The organism is Pseudomonas sp. GXZC, assembly GCF_026967615.1.
Lineage (GTDB): Bacteria > Pseudomonadota > Gammaproteobacteria > Pseudomonadales > Pseudomonadaceae > Aquipseudomonas > Aquipseudomonas azotoformans_A.
In genome coordinates this window covers 3787082-3812410 of sequence record NZ_CP114115.1, presented here as the reverse complement: position 1 = coordinate 3812410, position 25329 = coordinate 3787082, and the positions used below count along the sequence as shown (strand labels likewise).

Genomic DNA, 25329 nt, shown 5'->3' with positions numbered 1-25329 from the left:
AGATCGCAACTTGTTTCGGAGTTTCCTTACGTTGCCTGCATAAAGTCGCATGTTAGTGTCCTGCTCACTACTTGCCTCTTACGCGTATGGCGACTCAAAGGAACAGGAATGCGATCTCCGTCGGTATCCAGTGAAGAACATTCAACTGCACAACTTCCGCGTGCAGGGTTAGTGGTCAGTCTCGCCACTCGGCAAGAAGAAATACGTGAGGTGCAACGCCTGCGTTATCGTGTCTTTACTGAAACTTTTAAATTGTCTGAACTTGCAAACCCTGAGGCGTTGAATACTGACGAGTTTGACGACTACTGCGACCACTTACTGGTCCGCGACGCCAAGACTTCAGCCGTGGTGGGCACCTACCGCCTGATGGGCCCGGCCGCTGCACAGCGCATGGGGCACTACTACTCGGAGAGGGAGTTTGATCTCAGTGGGCTGGCGTCGTTGCGCGCCAGGACCGTTGAAGCCGGGCATGCCTGTGTCCACCCCGAATACCGCAGCGGCAGTGTGATCATGCTGTTGTGGTCAGGCCTTGCGAGGTACATGGAGAGCCAGGGCTGCGACCATTTGATGGGCTGCGCGAGCGTGAGCCTGTCCGATGGTGGCCATGATGCGGCGGCGTTGTATCGAGGTTTTACCGCAGAAAATCGAGCGCCCGCCGACTATCGCGTAACGCCCCATATCCCTTTTCCCCTGGAAGCGTTCGAGCCCGGACATGTGCCGCGCGTACCCCCCTTGCTCAAAGGTTATTTGCGCAGTGGTGGCTGGGTCTGTGGTGCACCGGCCTGGGATAAGGAATTCAATGTCGCGGACTTTTTTATGTTATTGCCGCTGTCGAAGTTGGACAGTCGTTATGCGCGACATTACTTGAAGCCTAAACAGTCATAAGGGTTTGTTTATTATGTTTCTAAGTGAAGAAAGAGATACCGCTTTAGCCTATATTCCTGAGCTGGTGCCTGTTCTTGAAACGGCCTCACTGATTGAACTAGAACGTGGCGAGTCCAAACAACTGGCCACATTGTTTAAAACAGTTGGCGCGCCAGGGCTTTCCATCTCCAAGGCACTTGGAGGTGGAGGGATCAGCGCAGTCAACCTGGCCCAGGTACACACCTGGGTTGGCGCCCATTGCCCTTCATTGGCCGTGATGATGACCATGCACCATCACACGGTGGCCGGCATGATGGCGGCGAGTCGCTTCTTTCCCGATATCCAGGGAATGCTCGGCGTGGTCGCTCGCGACAACCTGTTGGTCGCCTCGGGTTTTGCCGAGGGGCGGGCGCACGCCAATATCCTGGAGTCCACGCTGTCCGTAGAAAAAACAGCCGATGGTTATCGAGTGAGCGGCAGCAAAAAGCCCTGCACGATGACCCATCACTTTGACGCGATCACCTTTGGCGTCAACTACGTCGACCCGCAAGGGCAGACCCATATCGGCATTGGCCTGGGGTTGGCGGGTGACCCGAATATCCAGCGGAAAAAGTTCTGGTCGGTGCCGCATTTACAAGCAGCCGACAGCCATGAAGTGATCTTCGACAAGCTGTTGGTGCCAGAGGCGATGATGTATTTCAGCAAGGCCGTGGATAACCAGTTGGACGATGTGCACCAGGGCACGGGTGAGCACTTGTTTGCGATCTGGTTCCAGTTGCTTGCGTCGGCGTCCTACCTGGGCATGGCGTCTGCGTTGGCGTCGAGGGCATTGGCGTGCAAAAAAGGCTCGCAGGATGATCGCGCAATGCTGCTGATTGATCTGCAGGGCGCCACGATGGCGATACGCGGCCTGGCGGTTGCAATCGACCAGAACCGGTTCCTGCGCGCAGACCTGGCACGCGCGCAAGCCACGCGGTTTGCCGTGCAAGAGGCGATCAACCGCATCAGTACCCGCGCCTTCGAAATCCTCGGTGGCATGGCGTTCATGTCCTCCGAGGAAGTCGCTTACCTGTTGGTGGCCACGCGGGTACTGGCGTTTCACCCCACTTCACGGCTCGCCAGTGTGCCGTTCCTGTGTGAGCAGCTCAGTTAATAGAGTTGCGGCACGATGAGTTCCGGTGGCGTCGGGCTACGGGAGTAGTCCTCCTGCCGCACGCGCTGCGGCAGTTCGATCACCGGCAGCTCGACTTCTTCATATGGCATCTGCCCGAGCAGGTGGTGGATGCAGTTGAGCCGGGCTTTTTTCTTGTCATCCGCCTGCACCACCCACCACGGCGCTTCGGCGATGTGGGTGCGTTCGAGCATGATTTCCTTGGCCTTGGTATAGGCCTCCCAGCGCCGACGCGACTCCAGGTCCATGGGGCTGAGCTTCCATTGCTTGAGCGGGTCGTGAATACGGCTAAGAAAGCGCAGGTGCTGTTCCTGGTCGGAAATGGAAAACCAATACTTGATCAACTGAATGCCGGAACGGGCGAGCATGCGCTCGAACTCCGGCACGGTGCGGAAGAACTCTTCGTACTGGTCCGCGTTGCAGAACCCCATGACCTGCTCGACGCCAGCGCGGTTGTACCAGCTGCGGTCGAACAGCACGATTTCGCCGGCGGCCGGCAGGTGTGAAACGTAGCGCTGGAAGTACCATTGAGTCTGTTCACGGTCATTCGGCGCGGGCAGGGCGGCCACTCGGCAGACCCTCGGGTTCAAGCGCTGGGTGATGCGTTTGATCACACCGCCTTTGCCGGCAGCATCGCGGCCTTCGAACAGGATCACCACCTTGTGACCGGTCTTGACCACCCAACTCTGCAATTTCACCAGTTCGCCCTGCAGGCGGAACAGTTCGCTGAAGTAGATCCTGCGCGCGGCTTTTTCGGCGCTTTCACCGACGTGCTCGTCAAACAGCGCGTTGAGGTCGTGCCCATCTTCGGATAATTCCAGTTCCAGCTCTTCGTCACTGTGATCCGGCAATTCACGATGGATGCGCTGCATCAAGGCATCTTCTATTGAGGACATGGGCGGAACTCGCGTGGTGGGGGATGGCAAAGTCTTAGTCGCATTTTGTTACTAACCAATGACATCAAATACCGTGATTGCGGTGGGAGAGGGGGACAACCAGGCGTTTTGCCACTCCACGTTCATAAAACCGTAACAAGAATGTTGCAGAGTTCCCGAGCCCGTAATTCACAAGGATTTTCCTGAATGAAACGTCTGATGAAGTCTGCTGCACTCGCCGTTGCGGTTTCTCTCAGTGCCACCTCGGTGTTTGCTGCCGAGAGCATCCGCCTCACCGGTTCCGGTGCGAGTTTCCCAGCCCCGATCTACCTCACCTGGTTCAAGGATTTCAGCAAGAAAACCGAGGGTGTCACCGTTGATTACCAATCCAAAGGTAGCGGTGCGGGTGTACAGGACTTCCTGAACAAAACCGTCGACTTCGCCGCCAGCGACTCGGCCATGAAAGACGAAGACATCGCCAAGGTGGCTGAAGGCGCGCAACTGCTGCCGATGACCGCGGGTGAAATCGTGTTGGCGTTCAACCTGCCGGGCAATCCTAAAGAACTCAAATTGCCACGCGATGTGTACTCCAACATCTTCCTGGGCAAGATCACCAAGTGGAACGATCCCAAGATCGCCGCCGCCAACCCAGGCCTGAAACTGCCTGACATGCCGATCACTGTTGTCGTGCGTGCAGACTCCAGCGGCACCACCGCGGTGTTCACCAAGCACTTGGCCGCGATCAACCCTGAGTTCCAGAAAGACCTGGGCGAAGGCAACACCGTCAACTGGCCAGCCAGCGACAAGTTCATCAAATCGCCGAAAAACGACGGTGTGACCGCCACTGTGCGTCAGACCCCAGGCGCGATTGGCTACATCGAATACGGCTTCGCCAAACTGGCCAAGGTTGACTTTGCCCAGCTGCAGAACAAGGCCGGCAAATACGTTGTACCTAACGCCGAAAGCGGCGCCGAAGCCCTGGCGGCGGTGAAAATGCCGGAAAGCCTGGTGGCCTGGCTGCCGGATCCGGATGGTGCCAAGTCCTACCCGATCACTTCCTACACCTGGATGATCTTCCGCAAGGACAACGGCAACCCAGCCAAAGCCAAGGCCATGCGTGAAATGGTCGAGTACAGCCTGACCGAAGGTCAGAAAATCGCCGACTCGATGGGCTACATCCCACTGCCTCCATCGGTTGTCGATCAAGTTCGCAAAGCTTCCGCCAACATCCAGTAAGGCCGCCAGGCCGCTCTCGGTATGGGTTATCAGCCATGCCGGGAGCGTTTCCCCCTTGTTCCGGAAATAGCCAATGAACACACCTTTTGTCGTACCGGTTAACCCGGATTCTGCGTGCCAGCCACCTTCTACGAAGGATTTCCTGGTTGACCGCACCTTCCGTGCACTTGCACGCATAGGCGTAGTGCTGGTGCTGGCGCTGGTTTTCGCGCTGGTCTTCGAAGTAGGGCGCAAGGCACTTCCCGGCATGGAAAAGCACGGTTTTGATGTGCTGTTCGGCAGTGTCTGGGACGTTAACCAAGGCAAGTACGGCATTCTGCCAGCTATTTGGGGCACGCTTTACAGCGCCCTTATCGCGTTGCTGATCGCAGGCTTTTTCGGCGTCAGCATGGCGATTTTTCTCACCCAGGATTTCCTGCCGGCAAAACTCGCGGCGGTGTTTCGCACCATCGTTGAATTGCTCGCCGCCATCCCCAGCGTGGTCTACGGCCTCTGGGGCATTTATGTAGTGATTCCGGCCATCCGCCCGCTGACCGCGTGGCTGAACACTGAACTGGGCTGGATTCCGTTTTTCGGCACGTCCCTCAGCGGGCCGGGCCTGCTGCCAGCGGCGCTGGTGCTGGCAATCATGATTTTGCCAACCATTGCCGCCGTGTCTCAGGACGCCCTCACCGGTGTGCCGATGAAAACCAAGCAAGCCGCCTATGGCATGGGCACCACTCACTGGGAAGCGATTCTCAAAGTGATGGTGCCCTCTGCCGCGACCGGCATCTTCGGTTCGCTGGTACTCGGCCTGGGTCGCGCCTTGGGTGAAACCATGGCCCTGGCCATGTTGGTGGGTAACGCGAACAACATCTCGCTTTCGTTGTTTGCACCGGCCAACACCCTGGCCGCCTTGTTGGCGCTGAACTTCCCCGAAGCCGGCCCGAACGAGATCGAAGTGTTGATGTACGCCGCACTGGTCCTGATGTTTATCACCCTGCTGGTGAACATCATCGGTTCGATGATCATGGTCTACGCCCAGCGGGGTACCAAGTAATGACTGATCTCTCTACGCCCATCACCGCCATGCCGAGCCTGCAGCGCCGGTTCGAAGGCCGTGCCTTGCGCAGCCTGGTGCTGACCACCCTGGTGTGGTTCGGCGCGTTGTTGGCCAGCGTGCCGCTGATTTCCGTGCTCTACATGCTGATCACCCGCGGTGGCGCACGCCTGAGCCTGGAAGTGTTCACTGAACTGCCGCCCACCGGTTTCGAGACCGGCGGTGGCTTCGGTAACGCCATGGCCGGTACGTTCGTGATGGTCGGTATCGCGGCCGCCATCGCCGTGCCGGTCGGCATCCTGGCTGCGGTTTTCCTTGCTGAACTGGGTCCGGACAGCAAATTGGCCAACGCTTCGCGCTTTGCCGCCAAGATGCTCACCGGTTTGCCATCGATCCTGGCGGGTGTGTTTGCCTACGCCCTGGTGGTGATGACGACCGGGACTTACTCGGCTCCAGCAGGTGGCGTGGCGTTGGCCGTACTGATGCTGCCGATCGTGGTGCTGACGGCTGAAGAGTCGATGAAGATGGTGCCCAAGATCATGAAGGACGCGGCCTACGGCATGGGCTGCACCCGTTCGCAGGTGATCTGGAAAATCGTCTTGCCTACCGGCATGCCCGCGATCCTGACCGGCGTGATGCTCGCAGTCGCACGTGCTGCCGGCGAAACCGCACCGCTGTTGTTCACCGCGCTGTTCAGTAACTACTGGATCTACCACGACGGCAGCCTGGCGGTCATGAATCCGACGGCGTCCCTGGCCGTGTTGATTTACAACTTCTCCGGCATGCCTTTCGACAACCAGCTTGAGCTCGCCTGGGCGGCCTCGTTGGTGCTGGTAATGATCGTGCTGGTCGTGAATATCGTGAGCCGTATTTTCGGCAAGCCCAAGTACTAAGAACGGGAGCACCTGAATTTTGAACGTCTCAACTGCGCAAAAAGCCGCTCCGTTTGTCACCCAGGCGCCTGTGGTCATGGACTGCAAGCTGGACAAGATTTTTTACGGCAACTTCATGGCGGTGCGTGATAGCCATGTGCCAATCGAGAAAAACAAGATTACCGGCTTCATCGGCCCGTCCGGCTGCGGCAAATCGACTGTGCTGCGTAGCCTCAACCGCATGAACGACCTGGTGAAAGGCTTCCGCTTCGAAGGCCACGTGCATTTCCTCGGCCAGGACGTGTACGGCAAGGGCGTTGATCCCGTCGTCGTACGCCGTTACATCGGCATGGTGTTCCAGCAGCCGAACCCGTTTTCGATGAGCATCTTTGACAACGTGGCCTTTGGCCTGCGCCTGAATCGCTACAAAGGCGACTTGGGTGATCGCGTCAAGCACGCCCTGCAAGGCGCCGCGTTGTGGGATGAGGTCAAGGACAAGCTCAAGGTCAGCGGCCTGTCGCTCTCCGGCGGTCAGCAACAACGTCTGTGTATCGCCCGCGCCATTGCCACCGAGCCGGAAGTGCTGTTGTTGGACGAACCTTGCTCGGCGCTCGACCCCATCGCCACCCGTCGTGTCGAAGAGCTGATGGTCGAGTTGAAAAAGGATTACACCATCGCGCTGGTCACCCACAACATGCAGCAGGCGATCCGTGTGGCCGATACCACCGCGTTTTTCTCGGTAGATATCTCCCAGGGCACCCGCACCGGTTATCTGGTGGAAATGGGCGCCACCGCGCAGATCTTCGAAAACCCGCGTGAGCAAATGACCGGGGACTACATCAGCGGCAAATTCAGCTGACCCATGCATCGTTTTTCAGGATTGCCAATGACTGCAACACGTCGTCTTGATCTGGCCGCGATTGAACGCGCCCTGCGCAAGGTACAGGGCCGTTTTGCCCAGCTTAGCCAGGACTTTACCGAGCCACGCGACCCGCTGACAGACGAAGTGCTGCAGAATGTGCTTGAAGGTTATGCCCTGATTGACGACTATGTTGCGCGCGGTGTCGACCTGTTCGACCTCCAGCAACTGAACCTGATGCTGGAGATCAATGCCACGGTGCTCTGTGGCAAAGACCCGGTGCGCCGGCAGGAATACGCGCAACACCTGGCGGCGACCGAAGTGCACTTTTTCAACAATGTCGAAGGTGGCATCAAGGATTTGTATAACTGGTATTGCAAGCACCATAACGAATCCGTATGGAAGCGAGCAGCCGGTGTCTACGTGCGGGTCCTGAGCAAGCCGCAGTTGTTCATTGAAGGCAATCACCGCAGTGGGTCGCTGATCGTCAGCTATCTGCTGATGCGTGAGGGGTTGCCACCGTTTGTGCTGACGCTGGACAACGCCGAGGGCTATTTCAACCCGTCCTCGGTGATACGCAACTCCGCGAAGCATGGCGTAATGGCGTTGTACGAATTGCCCAAGATCAAGAAAAAATACGCAGCGTTCCTGGAAGATAACGCTCCAGATCCAACCGAGTTTTTCCTGAGCGACACACCAGCGCCCGCCCACCAGGGGGGCCAATGATGGGAAGGTACCCAGTGCTCGACACGATCAAGCGTGTGTTCATCAAGCGTCAGCGAGTCCGTATTTCGTTCGACATCGACGACACACTGGCCTGTCAGCTGCACCACAGTGCAACCGAGCACAGCCGCTTGCCGGCGTGCGTGCACCGTTGGTTGGGTGAACCGCTGCGTAGGGGCACCCGCTCCCTGACCCGTGAACTGCGTCGCCAGGGCTGCAGCGTCTGGGTCTACACCTCCTCAGGCCGCACGCCATCCTACATCCGCCGTTGGTTGTTGCTGTATGGCATCCATGTCGATGGCGTGGTCAACAGTGTGCGACATAGCCAGGCCCTGACCGACCGTGGGCTGACGAGCACCCCGTCAAAATTCCCACCGGCTTTCGATATCGACTTGCATGTCGATGATTCCGAAGGCGTGCAGCTTGAAGGTTTCGACCACGGGTTTCGCGTGGTGGTGGTTGACCCGGAAGACGAGCAATGGGCGCAACGTGTGCTGGAGGCTGTGGCACAGGTTCAGGTACAACTGGCGCGGCAACAACCGCAGCGGCACAAGCTGCCCGTTCGGACTTATCCAGGGTTGACGTTGAACGGATGAAACAAAAGGGGCGACTGATTGATCAGTCGCCCCTTTTGTTTATTGGGTGGTCAACGCCCCAAGAAACTCGGTATGCCGCAACACCTTCGAAAACATCGACAGCGTGAAGTTTTCAGCCGCTTTTTGCTGTTCGTCGGTGAACGTCGCCGTGCAGTCGGCAAGCGTCACCACGTTATAACCCTTCTCGTAACCTGATCGAACGGTGCCTTCGACGCAGCAGTTGGTCAGAAATCCCGCCACTACCAGGTTCTGAATGCCGTTATTGCGCAGTACCAGGTCCAGGCCGGTGGTGGCAAAGCCATCCAGTCCGCGCTTGCCTTCCACGAGGATATCGCCGGTTTCACGGCTGATGGCCTCGGTAATCTCGGCGCCCCAGCTGCCGGAAAGAAAAGCAGCGCCGTCGGCAACGCCCTTCAAGATTCCATAATCACGCGTCGTCAGTTCCGGGTAGCCCTCAGCAAACTGGATCGGCAGGTGAATGATCTTCACGCCCAGCGCGCGTGCCTGTTGCACGGTCGTTGCGGTATTGGGCAGCATGTCGGATTGGTGCATGACGTCTTTGACGGCGTCATGAAACACGCCACCGGCGGTGGTGAAATCGTTCTGGAACTCGATCAGGACAAGAGCGGTGGCGTTTGGATTCATGATGAGGCTCCGAGAGGTGTCACTGGATTGATCCTTCAGAGTATATTCACTGAATTAACCCCCACAAGGACAGTGCAATGACCCGCTATTTCAAACATCCAGAGAGTGACCAGGTCGAAGAAGTCGATGCGTTCCAGGTGTTGGCTGTATTGTTTCTCGGCCCGCTCTACCTGCTCTTCGCAGGCCTTTGGCGTCATTTGCTGATCTGGGCTGCGGCATTAGGGCTGGGTTTTTTTGCAAGCCCGCCCTGGGCGGCGATTCCCATTGCCGGGCTGCCCATCATCTACTGCTTCCTGATCCGTAAAATCGTCGCCGCTGAATATGTGAAGAAGGGCTGGGTTGAAGTGCCCGACCCGGCGCTGGCGCTCAAGAAACCAGCGCCAGCGGCAGAAACTGTCGTCGAGTAGTTACCGGGAGGCAGGTTTCACCGGCCGACATCGCCCAAATCGCTATTCAAAGTGGCAATGGCCTGGGCCAATTGCATGTCAGACATCAGCGGCGCGCTATAACTTGACCGGTAGAAGCGCGACGCCTGCTCAAACTGCGCGCCACGGATCTCACCCTCTGAGCCGATAAACGCAAGCGCATCACTTTTGGATGACTTGAACAGGTCGGGAATGGCAGAGGTTAAGGCGGTGGCGCCTGAGACAAGCACAAAGGGCGCAACCGAAGTGATCATGAGCGCGGCTTGAAAGGGGTTGTTGTTTTCAGCGGCGGCGACTGGATTGCCGAGCAATGCCAGTGCGGCGATTGCCACTCTTCTCCATGAGTCCATTCTGCGGTGCATCCATTGCGTTGGGAGTGCGCCACGATAACAGAGTAGGGGGCTCATCGCGTTGGATGAGTTTGCGGGCTTTCCTTCAGATGCTTGCCTAGCTCACTGATCTAGCAAGCTTTTTTGGCGGCTTCCTGAGGTAAGAAAGCCGCCCTTCGACCTTGCATCAAAGCGACTGGATCTATATATTCCCAACCCTGCAACACGCGCTGCCGCCCGAATGGCGAAACTGGTAGACGCATGGGACTTAAAATCCCCCGCTCGTAAGGGCGTCCCGGTTCGATTCCGGGTTCGGGCACCATCATTTGGTTTCACGACATCCCAGGAGGTCGCTGAAGCCCGCAAAGAACCTGCCTTGTGCAGGTTTTTTTGTGGCCGGCTTTTTTACCCGGAATTACGTCTGCCCCCTCGCAGACCAAGCCGATACGGCGACAATGTCTTTTTGAACAGGTGCTTAGCGGTGACTTCAAGAAGTGGCCGAGGCCTGTACGAAAAAGCACTCAAGAAATCAGGACGCTTCAGACGCTGACTTTGCTTCCAAATGACCTCTGCCGAGTTGTTAAATCTTGGGCTCCAGATAGGTAAATGAGGGTGCTGCTCATGAGTGAAGATCTGCTCAAATCATTCTCTAAAGAGGTCATGCAAAACGGGCCGGAGTCGACCCTGCCTTGTAACTTGAGCGACCAGTGGCTGGAGGTGTTATCCGCGCAGATGGAGGATTTTTTCGAAAATGATTCAGATGAGTGCCTGTCACTCCCCTTGATGGCCGTACTTCACATCCTGTTCGCGAAAAATGAAGGGGAGGCGATTTCTGAAACTCACGACAGGCTTTTTGATCATCTTTGCAACTATCGGATAGAGCTGGGGTTGGAAGAGATCAGGCGCAAAACCCATGTGAGTGTAGAGCCCGCCAATTTGGAAAGCATATTAACCAATCGCAGCGTGGCCTTTAAGCAATCGGCAAACTGATTACACTGAAGTACAAATGAAGTGCCTGCCCCTGTATTTATTCATCCGGTACAACCTCCTAGAGTTCTTCCCATTCGCCGCTCTGTCATCCCGGCAGGGCGCGAATTGGAGAATTACTGATGCCCTTGTTCAATACCATCGAATGGCGCAATAACCTGTTGGAGTCCCTATCGTGACTCGCCCTGTCAGCATCGACTTCGTGTCGGATGTGATGTGCCCTTGGTGTGCGCTCGGCGCTGTAGCGCTGCAACAGGCCATCGCGAACCTGGCGGGCGAAGTTGCCGTGGAGCTGACCTTCAAACCCTTCGAGCTGAACCCGGACATGCCGCCTGAGGGCGAAAACGCTGTCGAACACATGATGCGTAAATATGGCCGCACCTTGGCCGAAGTCGCCGCGCGTAATGTCATGGTGATCGACCGCGGTAACGCCTTGGGCTTCACGTTCGACTTGGCGAAGCGTACGCACTTCTACAACTCCTTTGACGCCCACCGTCTGTTGTATTGGTCGGTGGCGCAGGGTCGCCAAGTTGCACTGAAGCACATTCTGTTCAAGGCGCATTTCAGTGATGGGGAGAATATCAGCAGCCACGACACCTTAGTGCGTCTTGCCGGTGAAGCGGGGCTCTCCACGGCACGCGCTCAAGGGGTGCTGGACAGTGGGGAGTTCGCCGTTGAAGTCCGTGAGCTTGAAGATTTTTACCGCAGGCGCGGGATCAACGCTGTCCCGGCCATGGTGCTGAATGGGCGTCACCTGGTGGCTGGCTCACAGTCCGTCGAGGAATACGAACAAGCCATCAGGCAAGTAGCGGTTGCGCCGTGATTACACGAACGGCTGACCGCTGAACCCGCGTGGCAAACGCTGCAAACCAGGCAAGTCGGTAAGACGCTGCGTCCACGCGCTGCGCCAGTCAACGTGGGTCTGAGTCTTGGCTTTTCGATTGGCGCGGCGGGCGGCGTTGCGCTGGGTGCGGCGCGCCTCTTTATAGGCATCGGTATTGCGACAGGTACGGCATTTGACCCGGTTCAGCTCGGTGCTGGAGGGGAGGTTGGTGCCGTGGTGGCCACAGGCCAAGTGACCTGCAACCTTGAAGTGAATGACCATGTCAGCGTCTCCTTCTTGGGGGTACGCACATCGGTAGACTCACAATGCGCGCGGGGAGGGCGGGGCTGTAAAACCTCGACACCTAGGGTTACGACCCCAACGCTGAGACAGCGTTCGGTTTTCGCCCAGGGCCTGTTCAAGCCTGGCACCTGAAGCTAACCTGCCAGGCCACCCATCAAGAATAAGGAAGCAATGATGAGCGTCGAGACCCTGCCATACGAGGGCAGTTGCCGTTGTGAGCGTGTGCGCTTCAGCGTGAGTGCCGCCCCGGTGATCACCATGGCCTGCCATTGCACCGGCTGCCAGAAGATGTCTTCGAGTGCGTTCTCCCTGAGCGCATTGATTCCCGCCAGCGGTTTCACGGTCATCCAGGGCTGCCCGGTGATCGGCGGTATGCAGGGCGTGGATCGCCACTATTTCTGCCCCCATTGCATGAGCTGGCTGTTCACCCGGCCCCACGGCATCGATGAGTTCGTCAACGTGCGCGCCGCCTTGCTGGATAACGCCAGCGGTTACGTGCCTTTCATGGAGACCTGGACTCGCGAGAAGCTGCCTTGGGCCTCCACTCCGGCGGTGGAAAGCTTTGCGCAGCTGCCCGAGCCTCAGGAATTTCCACGCTTGATGCAGGCCTACGCCGAGTTCAGTCGATCAGCGCCAGCAAGTCCGTAGTGCCCACATCCAAGCCTGCCTGGGTCAGCAAGGTCGTGGCCTGGCCCCGGTGGTGGGTTTGGTGATTGAAGAAGTGTACGAGCAAGCTGAAGAAGTCCTTATCGGCCGTGACGCCGCGCATGTTGCTGTAATGCAGGCGATGGTCCAGATCGGTCTCCTGCACAGTGTGGCTCCAGTCGACGATCAACTGATCCAGCCAGGTGCGATGGGCTGCCAGCTGGCGTATATCCGCGAAGGCCAGATGCTTGAGATCAGCAGGCGTAGCAACAGCCTGCATCGGAACCAGTGCTGAAAAGCCTGCTGGATGCTGCGCAAAACGCTTGAGCCAGACGGTATCGCCCAGCACCAGGTGGTTCAGGGTGCCGAGGATCGAGCCGAAAAACGCCTGTCGGTCCATCGCCAATTCCGCGTCCGTCAATGTCAGGGCAGCGTCATAGAGCTTGCGGTTCATCCACTGGTTGTAATTCGCCATCAGTGCGATGTGCTCAGTCCGGTTCACTTGGGTTTTCTCTCGAAGTCGCGATAGCGTCATGATAGGCCGGGACCGCCCGGCGGTCATGGTGTTCCGGCAAGGCCGGGCTATGGTTGATAGACGCCAACACTGCGCCCTCGGAGGGTGACACCATGAACACCAGCGATTTACTCGAACAACTCCTGCGCGCCGGGCAAGGCGGCAGTGCGTCATCCGGCGGACTGGGCGGACTGGGTGGACTGCTGGGTGGGTTACTGAAGGGCACCGGCACAGGCAATGCATCAGCCGGTGGCGGTCTGGGTGGTTTATTGGGAGGGCTGGGTGGCATGTTGGGTGGCGCCACGGGCACTCGTCCCGCTCAAGGGCGTTCCGGCGGGATGAACTACGCTGCGTTGGCCTCACTCGGTATGGCGGCATTCCAGGCCTACCAAGCCTGGCAACGCGAGCAGGCCACTGCGCCGCAGCAAGCCTTCCAGACAGTAGACCAGCTCGACGGCCCCGCAGCCGAAGCCCACAGCCATGCGGTACTGCGTGCCTTGATTGCCGCCGCGAAAGCCGATGGCCGCATTGATGACAAAGAAAAGGAGCTGATTTCCAGTGAGTTGGGCCGCCATACCGACGACCCGCAACTGCAACAGTGGCTCGACGCCGAAGTCGCCAAGCCCCTGGATGCCGCGGATTTCGCCGAGTTCGCCAGTGATCCGGCCATGGCGGCCGAGGTATACCTGGCCAGTGTGATGTTGGTGGACGATCAGCAGGACGCCGAACGTAATTACCTGGATGACCTGGCGGGGCAGTTGCACATCGACCCGCAATTGCAACTGCACCTGGAACAACAAGCCAAGGCCTAGAATCGCAGCGTGGCACCGGTGGTGAGCCATTGCGCGCGCTCACCGATCAGGCTGCGCCCGACCACCAGGTCCACGTCGACAAACTCGCCGAAATGAAGCCTCGGCCCGGCCTGCCATGCCTGATCGCCGCCATCCTGGCCGTAACGCTCGGCGACCAGCGTCAGTGAGTGTGCCACTTGGTACTCAAGGCCGGTGCCCCAGGTCAGGCGGTGTTTTTGGTCGCCGTCGTTGTAGATGTGGGACCAACCGGCATTCACGCTCATGCGCAGTGGCTCCAGTGGCTGCCATGTCAACGGGATATTGAAGTCGGTGCCATCAAAGCCGTGCCGACGACCGTGTGCAAAGTGCGCACCGGCTGACACGGCCATTTCCAGCCCCAGATCTTCCCGCGACCATACTTGCGCCTTGAGCTGTGGGTTCACTTGGGTTTCGCCCTTGTCTGCGCTGGTAGCGCGGGACAGGGCTGCGCCCCATTGCACCGAAGGCAGCGCGGCGAAGGTGCAGGCAGGCGACAGCGTTTCAGTGTGAGTGCTGCCATCGTGGCGGTTGGCGGTGTGCCAGGCGTCCACATTGCATTCGCCCGGCGCATTGATCGCGCCGTCATCGACCACGTACGAACCACCGGCCGCATTGGCCTTGGACAGCAAGGCAATCGCCAACAGGATGCCCAGGGTCAGCCCGATAAAGATCAGGTTACGTTGCAACGCGCGACGCTTGGCCGGTGGCAGCAGCAATAGAGTATGACGCGCACCTCGGTAGTGACGCGCACGGTATTTGGCGAACCCGTCCTGGCGTTGAGGGGTGTGTTTTTTGTGCATGATGCACCTCGCATGAATTCAGCTTTCTACGGTCAGCACCGAAATGCCGCTGGCTTTGGCCTGGCAGACCAGCTCAGAGGTGTCGTCCCCGCCGGGCAGGGCGATGACTACATCTGGGCGGCTGTCGGTCAGCATGAAATGGTTGCGCTGGCGTTCCGCCTGCTTGCCGTGGCGTTGCCAGTTGGGCGGGTAGCGCACCACGTCGATGCCCAGTTCCCGTGCCCACTCCTCGACGTCGCTGCCGAGGAATTGGTTGCCGCCGTGGATCAATACCTGCACCGGGCGCAGGCGGTGGTAAGCGTCCAGCACTTGGCGGGACATTTTGGTGTCGGCGTAATGACGACCTGCACAGATCAAGACGCGCATAAGGTTATTCCTTGTGTTGCACGGTGGCGGCCGGGCGACCGCCACCGTTTAAACGGCGGGGGAGATCAGTACCACTGCTTGAAGCGGCGGATGTAGATCGTCTTCATCAGTTGGGCCACGCAGCAGTAGCTGAGCAGGGTGCCCACCAGCCATGGGAAGTACGCCAGTGGCAGTGGTTGCAGGCCGACCAGGGTGCCCAGTGGCGAGAACGGCACGTAGATCCCCAGCACGATCACCACACAGGTCATCATCAACACCGGCCAGGCGGCGGTGCTCTGGAAGAACGGGATCTTACGGGTCCGTAGCATGTGCACGACCAGGGTTTGCGAGAGCAGCCCCTCGATGAACCAGCCGGACTGGAACAGGGTCTGCACTTCCACACTGTTGGCCGCGAACACGAACCACATCAGCGCAAAGGTGGTGATGTCGAAGATCGACGAGGTCGGCCCGATCCAGATCATGAACCGGCCGATGTTCTTCGCATCCCACTTACGCGGCTTGGCCAGGTACTCCTTGTCCATCTTGTCCCACGGCAAAGCCAGCTGGGAGATGTCGTACATCAGGTTCTGCAGCAACAGGTGAATCGACAGCATCGGCAGGAACGGAATGAACGCACTGGCCACCAGCACCGAGAACACGTTGCCGAAGTTGGAGCTGGCGGTCATGTTCAGGTATTTCATGATATTGCCGAAGGTTTCGCGGCCCTTGAGCACGCCTTCTTCCAGCACCATCAGGCTCTTTTCCAGCAGGATGATGTCGGCCGATTCCTTGGCGATATCGGTGGCCGTGTCGACCGAGATACCCACGTCGGCGTCGCGCAGTGCCGGTGCATCGTTGATCCCATCACCCAGGAAACCCACAGTGTGGCCGTTGGCTTGCAGCGCCTTGAGCACGCGTGACTTCTGCAGCGGTGTCAGCTTGGCGAACACGGTGCGTTCTTCCACACGGCGCAGCAGCGTGGCGTCGTCCATGGCTTCGATTTCAGCCCCCAGCAGCGGCTGGCCTGGATCGAGACCGACCTGGCGGCAGATCTTGCTGGTGACCACGGCGTTGTCGCCGGTCAGTACCTTGATCGCCACGCCGATCTGTTGCAGTGCCGCAATCGCAGGGCCGGCAGTTTCCTTCGGTGGATCAAGGAAGGTCAGGAAGCCCTGGATCACCAGGTTGCGCTCATCGGCAGTGGTGTACTGCTGACGTGCCATGGATTTAGGAATGTGGCGGGTGGCGACCACCAGCACACGGAACCCGTCTTCGTTGTAGTCGTTGGCAATCGCCAGCAGTTCTTCACGGCGACGATCATCCAGCGGCACGGCGGCGCCGGCCTCCATGACGTGAGTGGAAATGCTCAGCATCTCTTCCACAGCGCCTTTACACACCAGCAATTGGTCGTCGGCGGCATCCTTGACCACGATCGACAGGCGACGGCGCACGAAGTCGAATGGCAATTCATCGACCTTGCTGTAGGCGAACGGTTTCTTGAACTTCGGGTTCTGCTCCGAGAACTCCACCACCGCCTGGTCCATCAGGTTCTTCATGCCGCTCTGGTGATGGCTGTTGAGCCAGGCCAGGGACAGCACCGCATCATCACGCTGGCCAAAGGCGTTGACGTGATGTTCGAGGATGATCTTGTCCTGGGTCAGGGTGCCGGTCTTGTCGGTGCACAGTACGTCCATCGAACCAAAGTTCTGGATTGCGTTGAGGCGCTTGACCACCACTTTGCGCTTGGCCATGGCAGTGGCGCCCTTGGCCAGGTTGGCGCTGACGATCATCGGCAGCATTTCCGGGGTGAGGCCGACGGCCACCGCCAGGGCAAACAGGAAGGCATCGCCCCAGTCACCCTTGGAGAAGCCGTTGAGCAGGAACACAATCGGCACCATCACCAGCATGAAACGGATCAGCAACCAGCTGACGCTGTTTACCCCACGGTCGAACGCGGTTTGCACCCGCGAACCAACAATTGCCTTGGCCAGGGAGCCAAAGTAGGTGCGCGGCCCGGTGGCGACTACCACCGCTTTGGCGCGACCACTGACCACGTTAGTGCCCATGAAGCAGATGTTTGGCAGGTCCAGCAGGTTGCCCTGGTCGGCCACCACCGGTCCGGCGGATTTCTGCGTGACATTACCCAGGGTGTCGTACTTTTCCACCGGCAAGGCTTCGCCGGTGAGCACCGCCTGGCTGATGAACAGGTCGCGGGATTCGATCAGGCGGATGTCCGCCGGGATCATGTCGCCGGCCGACAGCTGCACGATATCGCCGGCTACCAGTTCGCGCATCGGCACTTCGCGCAGGGTCGGTTGCGAACCGACTTGCTCACGGCGCAACACGGTGGCCGTGGTGCGTACCATGGCTTTCAGGGCTTCGGCAGATTTGGCCGAACGGTGTTCCTGCCAGAAACGCAGCAGGCTGCTGAGCAGCACCATGGTCATGATGATGATGACTTTGGTCGGATCGGCGTCTTCGCCTTCCTGCATCGGCAGCCAGCAGTCGGTGAAGAGGCTGATGCCGCCCAGGGTCAACAACACATAAATGAACGGGTTGTTCAGTGCGTGCAGGAACTGGACGATGGCGTGAGGCGGTTTGTCGTGGGCGACTTCGTTGTAGCCTTCGCGTTGCAGGCGAGCGGAGGCGTCCAGTTCGGTCAAGCCGTCCTGGGTGGCACGTACGTTCGCCAGGGTGGCCGACAGGCCGTTGTGGGCTTCGCGGGCGGCACGCATCGACAGTTTGGTGTCGGCGTCGGTGCCATTCTTTTTGTGCAGAGGCGGGTTTTTTACGGCGCTCATTGTCTGTACTCCTGTCGCCAATTTTCGACAAAACATACCCGGTACTTACCTGAAGACAGGCGAGCGAAAGCATGCCGAGTCGCTAACTTCGCGATCGGTTTAAATAAGGTATTCACATAACTTCTATATCGCCCGCTTACAGCGCGTTAGTTAACTAGCGCGCAGCGGGCTACTACTGGACGTATTCATAAAGAACTCCAGAACATGGATCAGGAAGTTGCTGTTTCCAGCCGGGTCAGGCGGCGCGAGCGCTCACATAAAGACCGAGCATCAAGCTGGCCTGTGCCAGGCTGGAAACCTTGGGTCTCTGCGGGTCTTGAGGGTCGGCGTGATCCCAGTGCTGCACCAGTTGGCCGCTTTCCGGGCAGATACGCCAATGCGCCAGCGGGTAGGCCGGGCGCACTTGAGGGGAGGGTGCAGCAAACGCTGAGCGGGTAGGGGAAAAGCCTACGGGCTCGCGGCACAGTTTGGCGCGCAGGGCGGCCGCTAGTGTGCGTACATCAGGCAAAACAAGGGCTTGGAAGGTCATAACACACCTCGGGACCGGACAGGCGACCGGCGAGGCAGTTACGGTGGAGCATCGAGCTCTAGCGCAGCTTACCGGACCGGGGAGGCGAGTCCTGTCATATTCTGGGTTTGGCGCCCGATGCCCGCGTAAGCGGTGCTCGGACAGCGACTAGATACTGTGTCCATTGGCTTCTTTTGTGAGGTTTAAAAAAGGCCCCAGTTGCAGGCACGGGCAATCTACTCACGACGCCGCAGGATGTCAACGCTTAATGTATTAATTCATTACAAGTTCAGAGTTTGTTCAGACAGAAGGCCTGTTTCAGTTCTTTCGGTACTTACACTTACTCAGAGTTTCGAGTGTGAGGGTATCTATTCTCCGCGAAGGAGATGAGCGGGCTTGCCTGTATCCCCCTGGGGGGGATACGATCAGTGCGCCGAAGAAGGAGCCTCTCAATGAGCGAACATGCCCACCAAACCCACGAAGCTATCGTCAAACGCCTCAAGCGTGCCGAAGGTCATTTGCGCAGCATCACCAGCATGATCGAGGCCCAACGCCCCTGTGTGGATATCGCCCAACAATTGCACGCGGTGGAGAAAGCCATCTGCCAGGCCAAGCGCACGCTGATCCAGGATCACATCGATCATTGCCTGGAAGGCAGCGTGACCCTTGATGGCCAGGCCTCGTTGGCTGAACTCAAGCAACTGACCAAATACCTGTAGGCCACGAGGGGAGATTCCCATGTTCGATGTGCTCAGCAACAAGACGTACCGGCGCCTGTTCTTCGCCCAGATTATTGCGTTGATTGGCACCGGCTTGACGACAGTGGCCCTCGGGCTGTTGGCGTTCGACCTGGCAGGTGACCAGGCCGGCACCGTGCTGGGCACGGCGCTGGCGATCAAGATGGCGGCCTATATCGGCGTGGCGCCGGTCGCGGCGGCGTTTGCCGAACGGCTACCGCGTCGGGCGATGCTGGTGAGCCTGGACCTGATCCGCGCGCTGGTCGCCCTGGCGTTGCCGTTTGTCACGGAGGTCTGGCAGATCTATCTGCTGATTTTTGTCCTGCAGTCAGCCTCGGCGGCCTTTACGCCGACTTTTCAAGCGACCATTCCCGAGATCCTCCCCGACGAGGCGCAGTACACCAAGGCGCTGTCCCTCGCGCGCCTGGCGTACGACATGGAAAGCATGATCAGCCCGATACTCGCGGCGATGTTACTGAGCATCATCAGTTTCCACAGCTTGTTTGCCGGGACGTCAGTGGGCTTTTTGATCTCGGCGCTGCTGGTGTCTTCGGTGCTTTTGCCACAGGCCAGGGCGGCGGTGCGGCGGGGTATTTATGATCGCACCACCCGTGGCCTGCGGATTTTCCTGGCGACTCCGCGGCTGCGCGGTTTGCTCGCGCTCAACCTGGCGGTGGCGGCCGCGAGTGCGATGGTCATCGTCAACAGTGTGGTGCTGGTGCAATCGGGGTTTGGCTTGCCGCAACGCTTTACGGCGTTTGCACTGGCCGCGTTTGGGGCGGGTTCGATAATGGCGGCGCTGGTGTTGCCGAGGGTGCTGGCGCGGCTCAGTGATCGCACCGCGATGATTTCAGGCGGCGGCGTGCTGATCATGGGGCTCAGCGTGGGTGTCTACTTGTCGGATTACCGGCAAATGCTGTTGCTCTGGTGGGTACTGGGCCTGGGTTATTCCCTGGTGCAGACCCCGGGCGGACGCCTGTTGCGTCGCTCCGCCCATGCCGAAGACCGGCCGGCGTTGTTTGCCGCGCAATTTGCGTTGTCGCATATCTGCTGGCTGCTGACTTACCCGTTGGCCGGTTGGCTCAGTGCCAACTTCGGCATGTCGCAGACATTTGCCAGCCTGGCGTTTGTGGCGACCTTGGCACTGATCGCCTGCGCCAGCCTCTGGCGGCCAGACCATGAGCAACCCGCCGTGGTCCATGAACACCCTGAGCTGCCCGCCGGCCATCCGCATTTGGCGCACCCTAAGGCGGGAGTGCACGGGCATGCCTATGTCATCGATGACCTGCACCGTCGCTGGCCGGCTTGATCAAATGCCTTGCGCGGCCAATATCGCCAGATAGATCAGCACCAGCCCACAGGCGGCATAACTGATGCGCTGCCAGGTGGGCGAGGCGTTCTGGCGCAACAGGTTGACCAGCCCCGCGAGCAGAAAGCACGACAACACCGACGCGAGCATGAAGCCGGCAAAGAACATTAGCGTCTGCCCGTGGCTGGGCGTGGTGCCGACGATGCCCGACAACGCGCTGCCCAGCGCGCCCCAGTAGACAATGTTCTTCGGGTTGGCCAGGGAGATCGCTGCTCCGGTGGCCAGTGCATTTTGTCGAGTGCTGGCCGGTGCGTCATCTGACTGCGGCAGGTGCCAGGCGTCGATCAGGCTGCGAATGCCGAGCCAGGCCAGGTACACCGCACAGACCACCGTCAGCGGCACGCGCACGGCATCATGTTGGATCAGCAAAGCGATGCCGGTCAGGCCGATCACTGCCCACACCGCGTCGCCCACCAGTGAGCCAAACTGCACCAGCAGGGCCGGTGTGAAACCATGCAGCAAGCCACGGCGCAGGGTTTCCGCCAGCACCGCGCCGGGCGAGAGGCAGAACACAAAACCGAATACCAGTGCATAAAAGAAGATGGTCAGCATGCCCGCGTCCTTTCAGGAAAGTGCGTGAGCATACGCTGGCAGACGGGCTCAAATCGACCGTTGATTGACGCGCTGCGAGAGTTCGTCGGCGCTTTCCTTGCGCTCCGAATAGCGGTCCACCAGGTCCGGGCGTTCGCGTAGTAGCAAGGTGAACTTCACCAGTTCCTCCATTACATCGACCACGCGGTCGTACAAGGCAGAAGGCTTCATGCGGTCCTGATCGTCGAACTCCATGAAGGCCTTGGGCACCGAGGACTGATTGGGGATGGTGAACATGCGCATCCAGCGCCCCAGCACGCGCAACTGATTAACCGTGTTGAACGACTGGGAGCCGCCGGACACCTGCATCACCGCCAGGGTTTTACCTTGGGTCGGGCGCACCGCGCCAAGGGCCAGCGGCACCCAGTCGAGCTGTGCCTTGAACACCGCTGACATTGAACCGTGGCGCTCGGGCGAGCACCACACCTGGCCTTCGGACCACTGCATCAGTTCCAGCAGCTCTTGTACCTTGGGGTGATCGCTGGGGGCGTCATCCGGCAGTGGTAAACCGCTGGGGTTGAAGATGCGCGTTTGCGCGCCGAAGTGCTGCAACAGGCGCGCGGCTTCTTCCACCAGCAAGCGGCTGAACGAGCGCTCCCGGGTCGATCCGTAGAGCAGCAGGATGCGCGGCGGTTGAGCCGCGCCGTGCGCGTTTGACGGGAACAGCGACAGGTCCAGGTTGGGCAGGGTGGTCATGGGGCCTCCGATTACAGCTCGGCAATTCGAGCGAGTTCTGCCTTGAGTTCAGTTGGGCTGAGTTCGGCAAACGGCAGGATAAAAAACGCCCGGCAGCGAGTGGCAATGGTCTTCAGCGTGGCGTCGAATGCCGCCTGCACGTTCGCGTCGTCACCCTGCACATCCGAAGGGTCTTCCAACCCCCAGTGCGCCTTCACCGCCGGCCCGAAATACACCGGGCACGCTTCGCCGGCCGCCTTGTCGCACACGGTAATCACCACGTCCGGCGGGCTGTCTTCGAACGCGTCGTTGCCCTTGCTGTACAAGCCGTCGGTGCTGATGCCGGCGGCCTGCAAGGTGCTCAGGCTGCGCGGCAGGACCTGGCCCTTGGGAAAGCTGCCGGAGCTGATCGCCTCGAAACCTTCCGGCGCCAGGTGATTGAACATCGCTTCGGACAAGATGCTGCGGCAGCTGTTGGCGGTACACATGAACAGGACTTTCATCGTTAGATACTCAGTCGCAAGGCAAGGGCGGCGAGGGTGATCAACAGCACCGGCAAGGTCAGCACAATGCCGACCTTGAAGTAGTAGCCCCAGGTGATGGTGATGCCTTTGCGCGCCAGGATGTGCAGCCACAGCAAGGTAGCGAGGCTGCCGATAGGGGTGATTTTCGGGCCCAGGTCGCTGCCGATCACGTTGGCGTAGATCATCGCGTCCTTGACCACGCCCGCGGCATGGCTGGACTCGATGGACAGCGCGCCGATCAACACCGTCGGCAGGTTGTTCATCACCGATGACAGCAGTGCCGTCAGCACGCCGGTGCCCATGGCCGCGCCCCACACGCCGTAAGTGGCGAAGGTGTCGAGCCAGGTGGCCAGGTAGGTGGTGAGGCCGGCGTTACGCAAACCGTAGACCACCAGGTACATGCCGAGGGAAAAGATCACGATCTGCCACGGTGCTTCTTTGAGCACTTTACGCGTGGAGATCTTGTGGCCCTTGGCGGCGATCACCAGCAGGAGCACTGCACACACGGCGGAAATCGCGCTGATCGGAATGCCCAGTGGTTCCAGGGCAAAGCAGCCTACCAGCAGGATGCCGAGCACCCACCAGCCGGCGCGGAAAGTCGCGCGGTCGTGGATGGCACTGGCAGGGTCTGCGAGGTCGGCGGGGTCGTAGGTCTGCGGGATATCACGGCGGAAGAACCACAGCAGCACCGCCAGCGTGGCCGCAACGCTGACGAAGTTCACTGGGACCATCACGGCGGCGTATTCGTTGAAGCCGATCTTGAAGTAATCCGCCGAGACGATATTCACCAGGTTCGACACCACCAGCGGCAGGCTCGCCGTGTCGGCGATAAAACCTGCGCCCATGACGAACGCCAGGGTGGCCGCCGGAGAAAAGCGCAGCGCCAGCAGCATCGACATTACGATGGGCGTGAGGATCAGTGCCGCGCCGTCGTTGGCGAACAGCGCCGAGACCAAGGCGCCGAGCAGCACCATATAGGCAAACAAGCGTCGGCCACGTCCACGTCCCCAGCGTGCGACGTGGAGTGCGGTCCAGGCGAAGAAGCCGGCTTCGTCAAGCAACAGGCTGATGATGATCAGCGCGACAAAGGTCCCCGTGGCATTCCAGATGATGTGCCACACCACCGGAATGTCAGCCAGGCTGATCACGCCGCAGGCCAGGGCCAGGATCGCGCCCATCGTGGCGCTCCAGCCAACGCCCAAACCCTTGGGTTGCCAGATGACCAGGACGATGGTGAAGATAAAAATGGTAATTGCGACAAGCATGAATAAAGGCTCCGATGGCTCAGCAGCAGGTGCTGGCCCGTTGTGGTCTGTCGCCCATTGCATCCAGACGCTGTGCGTCGCTGTGCAACCATGGCTGGTTGGCTTGTAGGGTGGTGTGCAGCACCTGCGTTACCCACTCGGGCAACGCGGGGTTGATGCGGTAGTAGATCCATTGACCCTGACGACGGTCCTGCAGCAACCCGCAACTGCGCAGTTGCGCCAGGTGCCGGGAGATTTTCGGCTGGCTGTCGTCCAAGGCATGGATCAGTTCGCACACGCAAAGTTCGCCTTCACGCAGGATCAGTAACGTCAGGCGTGCGCGGGTGGCATCGGCCAGGCATTTGAAGAGGGTGGGCGGGGAGAGGGAGTCCGACATGGCCAAGGCCTTTGTATATATGGTTATCCGAATATACGTATTTCCATATGTATCCGTCAAACCCTGTTTCAATTGATATGGATCAAATGCCTTGAAATCCGCCACAAGTGTTTGAAATTAAAATGAAACACGAATGTCCTAAAGTGCCTGCCCATTGCTGATGAAGGAAGACCCCGCGTGACCCGTGCCACTCGCAACCTGCGCAAGACCCTCGATTCCGTCGCGGAAAATAACGAAACCGCTGCGTTCGACCTGATGCGCGCCGTCGAAAAACTCGGCGATGAAGTGCTGCGCCAGCGTCTGCTCAATACCATTCACAGGCTCAACCAGGATGCCTATGAGTTGCGCGAAGCGCGTGATTCGGTGGAGCAGGTGTCGGTCAGGCTCGCCTGAGCAAGATCGTTCAAGACAAGCTCGTTGTTGCGCTGGCATGCTTGTCGACTGTCTGTCGATGAGCCGTTTCCATGCCTACTGCCTTACCTCATTACGCCTTCGCTCGTGGCGCCATTGCCGTTATTCCCTTGTCCCTGGCCTGCGCGCCTTGGGGCCTGCTGGCCGGTTCCATGGCCATCGATGCGCAATTCAGCCCGTTGGAAGCCCAGGGCTTATCCGCCATCGTGTTTGCCGGTGCGGCGCAACTGGTTGCCATTGGGATGGTCAAGAGTGGCGCCAGCCTGATTTCCATCGTGCTGACCACCTTGCTGCTGACCTCCCAGCATCTGCTGTATGGCATGCACCTGCGGCCAATCCTTTCTCCCCTCAAGACCCGCTGGCGTATCAGCCTGGGCTTTCTGTTGACTGACGAATTCTTCGCACTGGTCAACCACTACGACCGCGAGACCTTTAACCGTTGGTATGCGCTGGGCGTCGGGCTGACGTTCTACATCGCCTGGAACCTGTTCACCCTGGCGGGCATTGTGCTCGGCAAAAGCATCCCCGGCCTTGATCAACTGGGGCTGGAGTTTTCCATTGCCGCCACCTTCATCGCGTTGATCACGCCGGTGGTGCGGGATATTCCCACGGTGGTCTGCGTGGCGGTTTCACTGCTGTTTTCGGTGTGGTTGAGCTTCCTGCACTGGGAATCGGCGGTGGTGGTGTCCGGCCTGTTGGGCATGAGCGCGGGTTACGCCTGCAAGCGATTGGGAGTAGGGCAGCCATGATCTTCCTGATGATTGTGATAATGGGCCTGGCGGTCTTTCTCAACCGTTACCTGTTTATCGAGCCGCGCCTGCCGGTGCGCCTCAACCGTGGCGCGCGGGAGTTTCTTGGGTTTGCCGTGCCCGGCATGCTCACGGCGATTTGCGGGCCGATCATTTTCCTGGCGGACCATCATCTGAATCTCAATCCGGCCAACCCCTACCTGTTGGCGGGTATCAGCGCAGTGGCGTTGATGTTCTGGACGCGAAATGTGCTGGTCACGGTGTTGCTGAGCATGGCGTTGTTTTATCTGTTCCGCTGGTTGCTCTAAAACCCAGGCGAAAAAAAGCCCGCGGGAGAGCGGGCCGAAGGGAGACTTCTAAAAATGAGCGTCGCCACTATAGGCGGCGCCTGCTCTCTTTACAGTGAAACAAAGTTCATACAGCCGTCAGTAGAGCCTGTGGC

At 59.2% G+C, this 25329-nt stretch carries 32 protein-coding genes and 1 tRNA gene; 19 read left to right on the top strand and 14 right to left on the bottom strand.

Annotation, left to right across the window (positions count from 1 at the left end):
- The first annotated feature begins 108 nt into the window (after positions 1–108).
- Both OZ428_RS17730 and OZ428_RS17725 read left to right on the top strand, forming a co-directional pair.
- Positions 109–885, top strand: coding sequence for a GNAT family N-acetyltransferase (locus OZ428_RS17730; RefSeq protein WP_269130699.1), 777 nt, complete (start codon positions 109–111; stop codon positions 883–885).
- A 265-nt stretch (positions 886–1150) separates the two neighbouring features.
- The gene (locus tag OZ428_RS17725) at positions 1151–2017 is read left to right on the top strand and encodes a hypothetical protein (protein WP_269130698.1); all 867 of its coding nucleotides are present in this window, start codon (positions 1151–1153) and stop codon (positions 2015–2017) included.
- Here the strand turns inward: OZ428_RS17725 and ppk2 are convergent.
- On the bottom strand, positions 2014–2931 hold the full coding sequence (gene ppk2, locus OZ428_RS17720; protein WP_269130697.1) for a polyphosphate kinase 2: 918 nt from the start codon (positions 2929–2931) through the stop codon (positions 2014–2016). The genes OZ428_RS17725 and ppk2 overlap by 4 nt on opposite strands.
- 186 nt (positions 2932–3117) lie before the next feature.
- Here ppk2 and pstS point away from each other — a divergent pair, with 186 nt between their 5' ends.
- The 6 genes from pstS to OZ428_RS17690 all read left to right on the top strand — a co-directional run bounded on the left by pstS (position 3118) and on the right by OZ428_RS17690 (position 8235).
- A complete protein-coding gene (gene pstS, locus OZ428_RS17715) occupies positions 3118–4146 on the top strand; it encodes a phosphate ABC transporter substrate-binding protein PstS (RefSeq protein WP_016978033.1) in 1029 nt (342 codons plus the stop codon).
- Positions 4147–4219: 73 nt separating this feature from the next.
- A complete protein-coding gene (gene pstC / locus OZ428_RS17710) occupies positions 4220–5185 on the top strand; it encodes a phosphate ABC transporter permease subunit PstC (protein WP_016978032.1) in 966 nt (321 codons plus the stop codon).
- A complete protein-coding gene (gene pstA, locus OZ428_RS17705) occupies positions 5185–6078 on the top strand; it encodes a phosphate ABC transporter permease PstA (protein WP_033902991.1) in 894 nt (297 codons plus the stop codon). Before pstC ends, pstA begins: the two co-directional genes overlap by 1 nt.
- Before the next feature lie 76 nt (positions 6079–6154).
- Positions 6155–6916 carry a phosphate ABC transporter ATP-binding protein PstB gene (pstB, locus tag OZ428_RS17700; protein WP_033902990.1) on the top strand — a complete coding sequence of 254 codons (762 nt, stop codon included), beginning with the start codon at positions 6155–6157 and terminating at the stop codon, positions 6914–6916.
- A 27-nt stretch (positions 6917–6943) separates the two neighbouring features.
- Positions 6944–7642, top strand: a complete 699-nt coding sequence (locus OZ428_RS17695; protein ID WP_033902989.1) for a hypothetical protein — start codon at positions 6944–6946, stop codon at positions 7640–7642.
- Positions 7642–8235, top strand: a complete 594-nt coding sequence (locus OZ428_RS17690) for a hypothetical protein (protein WP_269134195.1) — start codon at positions 7642–7644, stop codon at positions 8233–8235. Before OZ428_RS17695 ends, OZ428_RS17690 begins: the two co-directional genes overlap by 1 nt.
- 39 nt (positions 8236–8274) lie before the next feature.
- Here OZ428_RS17690 and OZ428_RS17685 read toward each other — a convergent pair whose 3' ends face one another.
- Positions 8275–8880 carry a cysteine hydrolase gene (locus OZ428_RS17685; RefSeq protein WP_269130696.1) on the bottom strand — a complete coding sequence of 202 codons (606 nt, stop codon included), beginning with the start codon at positions 8878–8880 and terminating at the stop codon, positions 8275–8277.
- 77 nt (positions 8881–8957) lie between these two features.
- On the opposite strand from OZ428_RS17685, the gene OZ428_RS17680 reads away from it, so the two are divergent.
- On the top strand, positions 8958–9287 hold the full coding sequence (locus OZ428_RS17680; protein ID WP_269130695.1) for a hypothetical protein: 330 nt from the start codon (positions 8958–8960) through the stop codon (positions 9285–9287).
- 17 nt (positions 9288–9304) lie between these two features.
- Here the strand turns inward: OZ428_RS17680 and OZ428_RS17675 are convergent, their stop codons facing one another.
- Positions 9305–9655 carry a DUF2388 domain-containing protein gene (locus tag OZ428_RS17675; protein ID WP_269130694.1) on the bottom strand — a complete coding sequence of 117 codons (351 nt, stop codon included), beginning with the start codon at positions 9653–9655 and terminating at the stop codon, positions 9305–9307.
- Positions 9656–9869: 214 nt separating this feature from the next.
- Here OZ428_RS17675 and OZ428_RS17670 point away from each other — a divergent pair.
- The 3 genes from OZ428_RS17670 to OZ428_RS17660 all read left to right on the top strand — a co-directional run bounded on the left by OZ428_RS17670 (position 9870) and on the right by OZ428_RS17660 (position 11444).
- Positions 9870–9956, top strand: a tRNA-Leu gene (locus OZ428_RS17670).
- 299 nt (positions 9957–10255) lie between these two features.
- Complete coding sequence (locus OZ428_RS17665) at positions 10256–10624, top strand: hypothetical protein (protein WP_269130693.1); 369 nt, start codon at positions 10256–10258, stop codon at positions 10622–10624.
- Positions 10625–10796: 172 nt separating this feature from the next.
- Positions 10797–11444, top strand: a complete 648-nt coding sequence (locus OZ428_RS17660) for a DsbA family oxidoreductase (protein WP_269130692.1) — start codon at positions 10797–10799, stop codon at positions 11442–11444.
- Here the strand turns inward: OZ428_RS17660 and OZ428_RS17655 are convergent, their stop codons facing one another.
- The gene (locus OZ428_RS17655) at positions 11445–11726 is read right to left on the bottom strand and encodes a hypothetical protein (RefSeq protein WP_028616250.1); all 282 of its coding nucleotides are present in this window, start codon (positions 11724–11726) and stop codon (positions 11445–11447) included.
- A gap of 195 nt (positions 11727–11921) precedes the next feature.
- Here OZ428_RS17655 and OZ428_RS17650 point away from each other — a divergent pair, with 195 nt between their 5' ends.
- Complete coding sequence (locus OZ428_RS17650; RefSeq protein WP_269130691.1) at positions 11922–12395, top strand: GFA family protein; 474 nt, start codon at positions 11922–11924, stop codon at positions 12393–12395.
- Here OZ428_RS17650 and OZ428_RS17645 read toward each other — a convergent pair.
- Entirely contained in the window at positions 12367–12894 is a 528-nt protein-coding gene (locus tag OZ428_RS17645) for a DinB family protein (protein WP_269130690.1), read from the bottom strand. The two genes, OZ428_RS17650 and OZ428_RS17645, sit on opposite strands and share 29 nt — an antisense overlap.
- Before the next feature lie 125 nt (positions 12895–13019).
- Between OZ428_RS17645 and OZ428_RS17640 the strand changes: the two genes are divergently transcribed.
- Entirely contained in the window at positions 13020–13718 is a 699-nt protein-coding gene (locus OZ428_RS17640) for a tellurite resistance TerB family protein (protein ID WP_269130689.1), read from the top strand.
- Here the strand turns inward: OZ428_RS17640 and OZ428_RS17635 are convergent.
- The 4 genes from OZ428_RS17635 to OZ428_RS17620 all read right to left on the bottom strand — a co-directional run bounded on the left by OZ428_RS17635 (position 13715) and on the right by OZ428_RS17620 (position 18211).
- Entirely contained in the window at positions 13715–14536 is an 822-nt protein-coding gene (locus OZ428_RS17635) for a hypothetical protein (protein ID WP_269130688.1), read from the bottom strand. The two genes, OZ428_RS17640 and OZ428_RS17635, sit on opposite strands and share 4 nt — an antisense overlap.
- 18 nt (positions 14537–14554) lie before the next feature.
- Complete coding sequence (locus OZ428_RS17630) at positions 14555–14902, bottom strand: DUF2493 domain-containing protein (RefSeq protein ID WP_025999705.1); 348 nt, start codon at positions 14900–14902, stop codon at positions 14555–14557.
- Between the two features lie 65 nt (positions 14903–14967).
- Entirely contained in the window at positions 14968–17682 is a 2715-nt protein-coding gene (gene mgtA, locus OZ428_RS17625; RefSeq protein WP_269130687.1) for a magnesium-translocating P-type ATPase, read from the bottom strand.
- A 235-nt stretch (positions 17683–17917) separates the two neighbouring features.
- A complete protein-coding gene (locus tag OZ428_RS17620) occupies positions 17918–18211 on the bottom strand; it encodes a hypothetical protein (protein WP_016975784.1) in 294 nt (97 codons plus the stop codon).
- 431 nt (positions 18212–18642) lie between these two features.
- On the opposite strand from OZ428_RS17620, the gene OZ428_RS17615 reads away from it, so the two are divergent.
- Positions 18643–18909: a metal-sensing transcriptional repressor gene (locus OZ428_RS17615; protein ID WP_068933064.1), complete on the top strand. Its 267-nt coding sequence runs from the start codon at positions 18643–18645 to the stop codon at positions 18907–18909.
- A 19-nt stretch (positions 18910–18928) separates the two neighbouring features.
- A complete protein-coding gene (locus OZ428_RS17610; RefSeq protein ID WP_269130686.1) occupies positions 18929–20236 on the top strand; it encodes an MFS transporter in 1308 nt (435 codons plus the stop codon).
- On the opposite strand, the gene OZ428_RS17605 is transcribed toward OZ428_RS17610, so the two are convergent.
- From OZ428_RS17605 to OZ428_RS17585, 5 genes are read right to left on the bottom strand one after another with little or no spacing between them, the layout of a single operon-like run.
- Positions 20237–20848 carry a LysE family transporter gene (locus tag OZ428_RS17605; RefSeq protein WP_269130685.1) on the bottom strand — a complete coding sequence of 204 codons (612 nt, stop codon included), beginning with the start codon at positions 20846–20848 and terminating at the stop codon, positions 20237–20239. It abuts the gene before it with no gap.
- 48 nt (positions 20849–20896) lie between these two features.
- On the bottom strand, positions 20897–21583 hold the full coding sequence (gene arsH, locus OZ428_RS17600; RefSeq protein ID WP_269130684.1) for an arsenical resistance protein ArsH: 687 nt from the start codon (positions 21581–21583) through the stop codon (positions 20897–20899).
- Positions 21584–21594: 11 nt separating this feature from the next.
- On the bottom strand, positions 21595–22065 hold the full coding sequence (locus OZ428_RS17595) for an arsenate reductase ArsC (protein WP_269130683.1): 471 nt from the start codon (positions 22063–22065) through the stop codon (positions 21595–21597).
- A 2-nt stretch (positions 22066–22067) separates the two neighbouring features.
- The gene (locus OZ428_RS17590; protein WP_269130682.1) at positions 22068–23351 is read right to left on the bottom strand and encodes an arsenic transporter; all 1284 of its coding nucleotides are present in this window, start codon (positions 23349–23351) and stop codon (positions 22068–22070) included.
- Between the two features lie 19 nt (positions 23352–23370).
- A complete protein-coding gene (locus tag OZ428_RS17585) occupies positions 23371–23727 on the bottom strand; it encodes a metalloregulator ArsR/SmtB family transcription factor (protein WP_033902961.1) in 357 nt (118 codons plus the stop codon).
- Positions 23728–23904: 177 nt separating this feature from the next.
- Here OZ428_RS17585 and OZ428_RS17580 point away from each other — a divergent pair, with 177 nt between their 5' ends.
- From OZ428_RS17580 to OZ428_RS17570, 3 genes are all read left to right on the top strand, one after another.
- The gene (locus tag OZ428_RS17580) at positions 23905–24120 is read left to right on the top strand and encodes a hypothetical protein (RefSeq protein WP_005788169.1); all 216 of its coding nucleotides are present in this window, start codon (positions 23905–23907) and stop codon (positions 24118–24120) included.
- Positions 24121–24191: 71 nt separating this feature from the next.
- Positions 24192–24887: an AzlC family ABC transporter permease gene (locus tag OZ428_RS17575; protein WP_269130681.1), complete on the top strand. Its 696-nt coding sequence runs from the start codon at positions 24192–24194 to the stop codon at positions 24885–24887.
- A complete protein-coding gene (locus OZ428_RS17570) occupies positions 24884–25195 on the top strand; it encodes an AzlD domain-containing protein (RefSeq protein ID WP_269130680.1) in 312 nt (103 codons plus the stop codon). Before OZ428_RS17575 ends, OZ428_RS17570 begins: the two co-directional genes overlap by 4 nt.
- Positions 25196–25329 lie beyond the last annotated feature (134 nt).

Bases quoted from the DNA above. Each gene is read 5' to 3' on its own strand.
- OZ428_RS17730 (WP_269130699.1), top strand. From the start codon at position 109: ATGCGATCTCCGTCGGTATCCAGTGAAGAACATTCAACTGCACAACTT.
- OZ428_RS17725 (WP_269130698.1), top strand. From the start codon at position 1,151: ATGCACCATCACACGGTGGCCGGCATGATGGCGGCGAGTCGCTTCTTT.
- ppk2 (WP_269130697.1), bottom strand. From the start codon at position 2,931: ATGTCCTCAATAGAAGATGCCTTGATGCAGCGCATCCATCGTGAATTG.
- pstS (WP_016978033.1), top strand. From the start codon at position 3,118: ATGAAACGTCTGATGAAGTCTGCTGCACTCGCCGTTGCGGTTTCTCTC.
- pstC (WP_016978032.1), top strand. From the start codon at position 4,220: ATGAACACACCTTTTGTCGTACCGGTTAACCCGGATTCTGCGTGCCAG.
- pstA (WP_033902991.1), top strand. From the start codon at position 5,185: ATGACTGATCTCTCTACGCCCATCACCGCCATGCCGAGCCTGCAGCGC.
- pstB (WP_033902990.1), top strand. From the start codon at position 6,155: ATGGACTGCAAGCTGGACAAGATTTTTTACGGCAACTTCATGGCGGTG.
- OZ428_RS17695 (WP_033902989.1), top strand. From the start codon at position 6,944: ATGACTGCAACACGTCGTCTTGATCTGGCCGCGATTGAACGCGCCCTG.
- OZ428_RS17690 (WP_269134195.1), top strand. From the start codon at position 7,642: ATGGGAAGGTACCCAGTGCTCGACACGATCAAGCGTGTGTTCATCAAG.
- OZ428_RS17685 (WP_269130696.1), bottom strand. From the start codon at position 8,880: ATGAATCCAAACGCCACCGCTCTTGTCCTGATCGAGTTCCAGAACGAT.
- OZ428_RS17680 (WP_269130695.1), top strand. From the start codon at position 8,958: ATGACCCGCTATTTCAAACATCCAGAGAGTGACCAGGTCGAAGAAGTC.
- OZ428_RS17675 (WP_269130694.1), bottom strand. From the start codon at position 9,655: ATGGACTCATGGAGAAGAGTGGCAATCGCCGCACTGGCATTGCTCGGC.
- OZ428_RS17665 (WP_269130693.1), top strand. From the start codon at position 10,256: ATGAGTGAAGATCTGCTCAAATCATTCTCTAAAGAGGTCATGCAAAAC.
- OZ428_RS17655 (WP_028616250.1), bottom strand. From the start codon at position 11,726: ATGGTCATTCACTTCAAGGTTGCAGGTCACTTGGCCTGTGGCCACCAC.
- OZ428_RS17650 (WP_269130691.1), top strand. From the start codon at position 11,922: ATGAGCGTCGAGACCCTGCCATACGAGGGCAGTTGCCGTTGTGAGCGT.
- OZ428_RS17640 (WP_269130689.1), top strand. From the start codon at position 13,020: ATGAACACCAGCGATTTACTCGAACAACTCCTGCGCGCCGGGCAAGGC.
- OZ428_RS17635 (WP_269130688.1), bottom strand. From the start codon at position 14,536: ATGCACAAAAAACACACCCCTCAACGCCAGGACGGGTTCGCCAAATAC.
- OZ428_RS17630 (WP_025999705.1), bottom strand. From the start codon at position 14,902: ATGCGCGTCTTGATCTGTGCAGGTCGTCATTACGCCGACACCAAAATG.
- mgtA (WP_269130687.1), bottom strand. From the start codon at position 17,682: ATGAGCGCCGTAAAAAACCCGCCTCTGCACAAAAAGAATGGCACCGAC.
- OZ428_RS17620 (WP_016975784.1), bottom strand. From the start codon at position 18,211: ATGACCTTCCAAGCCCTTGTTTTGCCTGATGTACGCACACTAGCGGCC.
- OZ428_RS17615 (WP_068933064.1), top strand. From the start codon at position 18,643: ATGAGCGAACATGCCCACCAAACCCACGAAGCTATCGTCAAACGCCTC.
- OZ428_RS17610 (WP_269130686.1), top strand. From the start codon at position 18,929: ATGTTCGATGTGCTCAGCAACAAGACGTACCGGCGCCTGTTCTTCGCC.
- OZ428_RS17605 (WP_269130685.1), bottom strand. From the start codon at position 20,848: ATGCTGACCATCTTCTTTTATGCACTGGTATTCGGTTTTGTGTTCTGC.
- arsH (WP_269130684.1), bottom strand. From the start codon at position 21,583: ATGACCACCCTGCCCAACCTGGACCTGTCGCTGTTCCCGTCAAACGCG.
- OZ428_RS17595 (WP_269130683.1), bottom strand. From the start codon at position 22,065: ATGAAAGTCCTGTTCATGTGTACCGCCAACAGCTGCCGCAGCATCTTG.
- OZ428_RS17590 (WP_269130682.1), bottom strand. From the start codon at position 23,351: ATGCTTGTCGCAATTACCATTTTTATCTTCACCATCGTCCTGGTCATC.
- OZ428_RS17585 (WP_033902961.1), bottom strand. From the start codon at position 23,727: ATGTCGGACTCCCTCTCCCCGCCCACCCTCTTCAAATGCCTGGCCGAT.
- OZ428_RS17575 (WP_269130681.1), top strand. From the start codon at position 24,192: ATGCCTACTGCCTTACCTCATTACGCCTTCGCTCGTGGCGCCATTGCC.
- OZ428_RS17570 (WP_269130680.1), top strand. From the start codon at position 24,884: ATGATCTTCCTGATGATTGTGATAATGGGCCTGGCGGTCTTTCTCAAC.